Source organism: Streptomyces sp. YS-3, assembly GCF_045257485.1.
GTDB lineage: Bacteria > Actinomycetota > Actinomycetes > Streptomycetales > Streptomycetaceae > Streptomyces.
The window spans coordinates 1-5,963 of sequence record NZ_JBJHPC010000445.1 but is presented as its reverse complement, the minus strand read 5'-3'; the positions used below and the strand labels follow the sequence as shown (position 1 = coordinate 5,963).

Sequence of the window (5,963 nt, the reverse complement as noted above, 5' to 3'; positions counted from 1 at the left end):
CCCCCCACCCACGCTGAGCGCCCGCTTAGAAAAGAGGCCCGTGTCACACGCGCCGACCGATGACCAACTCCGTACGTACGGGTAACTTCCGAGGGAGCCCGCCCGCTTAGCCTCTGGAGCCGTGATGCCCGAAGCCGTGATCGTCTCGACCGCTCGTTCCCCCATCGGCCGCGCCTTCAAGGGCTCGCTCAAGGATCTGCGGCCGGACGACCTCACCGCCACCATCATCCAGGCCGCGCTCGCCAAGATCCCCGAGCTCGACCCGCGCGACATCGACGACCTGATGCTCGGCTGCGGCCTGCCCGGCGGCGAGCAGGGCCACAACCTGGGCCGGATCGTGGCCGTGCAGATGGGCATGGACCACCTGCCGGGCTGCACCATCACCCGCTACTGCTCCTCCTCGCTCCAGACCTCCCGGATGGCGCTGCACGCCATCAAGGCGGGCGAGGGCGACGTCTTCATCTCGGCCGGTGTCGAGATGGTGTCGCGGTCGGTGAAGGGCTCCTCCGACGGGATGCCCGACACCCACAACCCGTTCTTCGCCGAGGCCGAGGCCCGTACCGCGGCCGCCGCCGAGTCGGCCGGCGCCTCCTGGCACGACCCCCGCGAGGACGGCCTGGTCCCGGACGCGTACATCGCGATGGGCCAGACCGCCGAGAACCTGGCGCGCGCCAAGGGCGTCACCCGCGCGGACATGGACGAGTTCGGCGTCCGGTCGCAGAACCTCGCCGAGGAAGCCATCAAGAACGGCTTCTGGGAGCGGGAGATCACCCCGGTCACCACCCCGGACGGCACCGTCGTCAGCAAGGACGACGGCCCGCGCGCCGGCGTCACCGTGGAGGGCGTCCAGGGCCTCAAGCCCGTCTTCCGCCCCGACGGCATGGTCACCGCCGGCAACTGCTGCCCGCTCAACGACGGCGCCGCGGCCCTCGTCATCATGAGCGACACCAAGGCCCGCGAGCTCGGCCTGACCCCGCTGGCGCGGATCGTCTCCACCGGCGTGACCGGCCTCTCGCCCGAGATCATGGGCCTCGGCCCGGTCGAGGCCTCCCGGCAGGCCCTCAAGCGCGCCGGCCTCACCGTCGACGACATCGACCTCTTCGAGATCAACGAGGCCTTCGCCGCCCAGGTCATCCCGTCCTACCGCGACCTGGGCATCCCGCTCGACAAGCTGAACGTCAACGGCGGCGCCATCGCCGTCGGCCACCCCTTCGGCATGACCGGCGCCCGTATCACCGGCACGCTCATCAACTCCCTCCAGTTCCACGACAAGCAGTTCGGCCTGGAGACGATGTGCGTGGGCGGCGGCCAGGGCATGGCCATGGTCATCGAGCGGCTGAGCTGACCGGAGGCCGACGCGGACGCGGAACGCGCCCGCGTCGGCGCGCGGCCGGGCCGAGGAAGCCCTACGCTGCTGCCCGGGCATCGCGGATGCCCGGGCGGCGGCAGCGCCCCGGGGACCGCTTCGCCCGGCACCGCGGCCGGTTCGTGACCGAATCTCCCCCAGGATGTGACGTACGTCCCGTGGGAGAGGCATTCCCGCAGGTCACCGGGGTCACGGGGGTAAACCCCAGGCACAAAGACCTGTCCAATTCGTGACGTAATGCACTGACACGGGGAGCGGGTACCCGACAAGCTGATGTAGGAAGTCGGGGAATCGTTTGAATCCGGGAGTAAGTCAGTGAGCGCCATGTCTCTTGCCCTGCTGCTGACCACGGCCGCCGCCACGGCCGTGGGCGCCGCTGCCCTGCACGCCGCCCACGGGCTGCGCAGACAGGTCGTGGCGCTGCGCGCCGACCTCGCGGCCACGAACGCCGGTCCGGCCGCCACCGTGCCCCACCAGGCGCGCGGCGGCGAGACCGCCGTCGCCGAGATACGCGCGGCCGTCGTCGAGGCGCTGGCCGAGGAGCGTGAGCGCGAGCTCGCCGAGGCGCGGGCGTTCTGGGCCGCGCAGGAGGCGCGCGACGCGGCGGACGCCCCGTCGCTCCTGGGCGGCCTCGCGGGCCTCGGGGAGGACGCCTCCCTGTTCCTCCCCCGGCAGGCCGACTTCGTCGGTCTGGAGGGCGTGGAGCTGTCCCCGGAGCCGTACGAGGAGTTCCCCGAGGACTCCCCCGAGCTGGCCGCGGCCCGCCGCCGCCATCCCTCGCACCCCGACTTCGTCCCGGTCCAGACGTCGGTCGTGGCCGACCACGAGTCCACGGTCGCGCGCCTGGAGGAGCTGGCGGAGGCCCGCACGGCACTGGCGGACGTGCGCCCGGGCCCGCTGGGCACCCTCGACGTCTACGTCTTCGCCGACGGCACCACGCTGTGCATGACCCCCGGCCACCGCGAGACCTCCGAACGCCTGGCCGAGGCCCTGCGCGAGGGCGAGGCCCCGGTGCTGCTGGGCGGCTCGGGCATCTCGGGGGCGTACGCGCTGACGTTCTCGTGCGGCGAGGAGAGCGTGTACATCCTGGCGGACCGGGTCATCGCGTCGCTGTAGGTCCGGCGCTGCCGGGCTACCCCTTCAGCGCGGCGACCTCGGCGACGCGGGGCGCGAGCTGCCGCACGGCGCGGGCGTTCCGGTACGGCCGCAGCCGCAGCCGCATCGTGTCGAAGTGCTCGTCGCCCCGGGCGGACGAGACGTGTTCGTAGTCCTCCAGGAAGCGCGCCCACGCGTCGCACGCCGCGTCCAGGTGCCCGTACTCCAGCCGGCGCTGCGCGAGCACGGCGTTGAAGTGGACCCTGCCCTGCCGCTCGTTGGCCGGTTGCGCCCCGAGGGCCTGCTCCAGGGCGCTGATGGAGCCGGGGAGGTCCTTCGCCTCGTACAGCACGTGGGAGACGTGGAAGGCGTACGCGGACTGGTCGTACCCGCCGATCGCCTCCCGCCGGTTGTCCGCCTTCATCAGCGCGGACTCCGTCGCCGCCAGCAGGCTCCGCGCCCGCCGGTGGTCGCCCACCATGGCTGTCGCGTGCGCCTGCTGCCCGGTGAGGAACGCCAGGAGCCGGGGGCCCGCCTGCGGCGCCGCCTCGGCGGCGGAGTCGGCCAGCTTCAGCGCCAGGGGGCCGTGGCCGAGGTTCGACGCCTGAAGGCTCATGCCGCGCAGCGTGCGGCAGTACGTCACGTGGTCCTCGGCCCGTCCGGCCAGCTTCAGCGCCTTGAGGTAGTACGTCTGTGCCGTGCCGTGCGCCCGCTCGTACATCGCCATCCAGCCGGTGAGGTAGACCAGGTCCGCAGCCGCCGCCCACATGTCCTTCCTGACCGGCTCGGCGGCCTCGGCGCGGAGCCACGGGACCACCGTGTTGACGAGGAAGGCGGCGGCCATGGGCCGCGCGTGTCCGCCCCCGAGCTCGTCGAGGATGTCCGCGATCTTGTCCGTCATCCTGCGCACCGACTCGACCTGCCCGGCGCCGATCCGGACGGTCTGCTTGCCCGGCGACACGGGCGCCGCCTCCGCGGCCCGGGCGCTCTCGGAGAACAGCGGCACCGCCAGGGCGGCGGAGAAGAGCCCGGCCGCGGTGACGACGCCCCGGCGGGACGGGTCCATGTCGGCCCTGCCCAGATCGACGATCTCCTCGACGGTGCCGACGCCCGGTGGCGCCTGGTCGGCCGGAGCGGGCGGCAGGCCCGCCTCCGCGAGGGTCACGGTGCGGCGGAGCCTGCGGGAGAAGGCCTCGACGATCAGCCGTCTGACCTTCGGCCGGGGAACGGTCCCGCCGACCCAGTGGGACACGGCCGACTGGTCGTAGCGGAGCTCCAGCCCGGCCTCCGCGCCCAAGCGGTTGACGGCCGACGCGAGCTGGGAGCGGGACCACGCGGCCTGCTCCAGCAGACGGTCCAGGCCCTCGTTGGGGGTACGTGTCCGGTTGGCCATGCCTCAACTCCCGTTGGCGCGCGTGGCGTTCATGGCTTTCATGCTCCGACCGTCCTCCCACGGTACCGCTCTGCGTGCTCATGCGGTTGCGTAGAGGCAGGAGAGACCGGTCGGGGAACGGAGCTGACGACCATGGCTGATGTCGAGTACCGGTGCACGGGGAGACGACGTACGAGCTGGCCGCGCGGCGCGTGAACGGGGCGCCGGACCACGGCGCGGGGCCGAACGCCTAGCCGAACGCCCGCCGCGCCGCCGCCTCCACCAGCCCCACCGCCTCCGCCAGCCCCTCGGCCGGGGCCGCGCCCGTGCGCAGGGCCTCGGCCATGTCGCGGCCCGCCACCGACACCTGGTCGGCGACCGCGAACGCCCCCGCGTCCGGCATCACGCGGGGCTCGGCGCCGGGGGTCTCGGCGCGCTGGGCGCGGGCCGACAACTCCCTGGCCAGGGCGAGTCCTTCGGCCGCCGCGCCACGGCGCAGACGGCTCTCGGGCGCGGCGCGCAGACGGTCGGCGAAGCGGTCCACGGCGGCGAGGAGCGGGGTCACATCAAGCACGCCGCGACCCTACGCGCCGTCCCGGGACTGTTGCCAATACGCCCACGCTCAGGCACGGTGACGGGAAGGACCATCCCCCGCGTTCCGGCCCCGCCCGAACAGGGGACCCCCAGGCAATGCGTCCGGAGGCGCCGATGTCCCAACTCTTCTCCGAAGAAACCCATCGCAACCTGCTCTCCCGCATCCCCCACTGCACCGGTCGTGAAGTCTCCGACTGGCTCCGCACCGTCGATGAAGGCCCCTCCCTCGTGAGGTTCGAGGAGAAGGTCAGCTGGCTCCGCAGCGAGCACGACCTCGCGTACGGACACGCCAAGGCGATCATCCACGAGTACGACCTGAGGCGGGCCGCACGCCGCCTGACCTAGGAAGGAACCCCCTGTGCTCCGCCCCGCCGCAACCCCCGGCGGGGCGCAGTGCCGTCCGGGCGCCGCGGGCGGAACGCGCGGGGGCCCGCCCGGCTGCTGCCGGACGGGCCCCTGCTCGGTGCGGTGCGGGCGTCAGTCGTCGCCCTGGAGGATCGCCACCAGACGCAGCATCTCCAGGTAGATCCAGACGAGCGACATGGTCAGACCGAAGGCGGCCAGCCACGACTCCTCGCGCGGGGCGCCGTAGGTGATGCCGTCCTCGATCTGCTTGAAGTCCAGCGTCAGGAAGAAGCAGCCGATCAGGATGGCGAGCACGCCGACCGCGAAGCCGAGCGGGCCGAAGCTGCGCAGGCCGCCGCCGTCCGCCCCGCCGAAGGCCACCACCAGCAGGTTCACCATCGTCACCAGGACGAAGGCGATGGCGATGGTCATACCGATGCGCGCGTAGCGCGCGGTGACGCGCACCCAGCGCTGCTTGTACGCGAACAGGGTGGCGCCGGACACCGCCAGCGTGCCCAGGACCGCCTGGAAGGGCGCGCCGGACCAGCGCTCGTTGTACATCTCACTGATCACGCCGAGGAAGACGCCCTCGAAAGCCGCGTAACCGATGATCAGCGCGGGGACGGGCTTCGCCTTGAACGACTGGATCATGGCGAGCACGAACGCCACCAGAGCCGAGCCGAACGCCAGGCCGTAGCTGGTCGACGAGACCGGCAGCAGCGTCCAGGCGAGCACCGCGGCGATGGCCACGGTGCCCAGCGTGATCGCGGTGCGCGAGACGACGTCGTCCATCGTCATCACGTTGCCGCCGGCCGGGGCCTGGGGGGCGCCGTACTGCGTGTCCTGCTGGGCGTAGGGATTCGTCGCGTACGGGTTGGTGCCGTGCGGGGCCGTCGGTGCCTGCGCGTACGGGTTGCCCCCGGCCTGCGGCGCGGTGTTGAAGCCGGCGTAGCCGTTGTCGCGGCTGAACCCCCGTCGCGAGAAGACCGGGTTGCTGCTCCTCATCTCACTCCTCCATGGCCGCCGTGTGCGACCTTGTTGTCAAGGGTAATGGGAAAGCAAAACAATCACCCTAGTGCTCTGGGAGGATCTTTCCTCGCCAGGCGGGACATACACCAGGGGGTTCGCGGTCACAAGAGTGCCACGGGCGGCGTCGGGATGGCGGCGGCCGGAAGCGGGTGTCCGGGGCGG

The 5,963-nt window shown here is 72.4% G+C and carries 6 protein-coding genes; 3 read left to right on the top strand and 3 right to left on the bottom strand.

The features are described 5' to 3' along the window. Window positions 1-124: 124 nt before the first annotated feature. Window positions 125-1,345, top strand: coding sequence for an acetyl-CoA C-acetyltransferase (locus ACJA3G_RS27710; RefSeq protein ID WP_406555768.1), 1,221 nt, complete (start codon window positions 125-127; stop codon window positions 1,343-1,345). Window positions 1,346-1,690: 345 nt separating this feature from the next. Then, entirely contained in the window at window positions 1,691-2,482 is a 792-nt protein-coding gene (locus ACJA3G_RS27705) for a hypothetical protein (protein WP_406555769.1), read from the top strand. 16 nt (window positions 2,483-2,498) lie between these two features. Here ACJA3G_RS27705 and ACJA3G_RS27700 read toward each other — a convergent pair whose 3' ends face one another. Together ACJA3G_RS27700 and ACJA3G_RS27695 are read right to left on the bottom strand one after the other, a co-directional pair. Continuing rightward, entirely contained in the window at window positions 2,499-3,854 is a 1,356-nt protein-coding gene (locus ACJA3G_RS27700) for a hypothetical protein (protein WP_406555767.1), read from the bottom strand. A gap of 229 nt (window positions 3,855-4,083) precedes the next feature. Then, the gene (locus tag ACJA3G_RS27695; RefSeq protein WP_406555766.1) at window positions 4,084-4,407 is read right to left on the bottom strand and encodes a hypothetical protein; all 324 of its coding nucleotides are present in this window, start codon (window positions 4,405-4,407) and stop codon (window positions 4,084-4,086) included. 134 nt (window positions 4,408-4,541) lie between these two features. Here ACJA3G_RS27695 and ACJA3G_RS27690 point away from each other — a divergent pair, with 134 nt between their 5' ends. Beyond that, complete coding sequence (locus ACJA3G_RS27690) at window positions 4,542-4,772, top strand: DUF4287 domain-containing protein (protein WP_406555765.1); 231 nt, start codon at window positions 4,542-4,544, stop codon at window positions 4,770-4,772. Between the two features lie 132 nt (window positions 4,773-4,904). On the opposite strand, the gene ACJA3G_RS27685 is transcribed toward ACJA3G_RS27690, so the two are convergent. After that, window positions 4,905-5,777 carry a Bax inhibitor-1/YccA family protein gene (locus tag ACJA3G_RS27685; RefSeq protein WP_406555764.1) on the bottom strand — a complete coding sequence of 291 codons (873 nt, stop codon included), beginning with the start codon at window positions 5,775-5,777 and terminating at the stop codon, window positions 4,905-4,907. Between the last annotated feature and the right edge of the window lie 186 nt (window positions 5,778-5,963).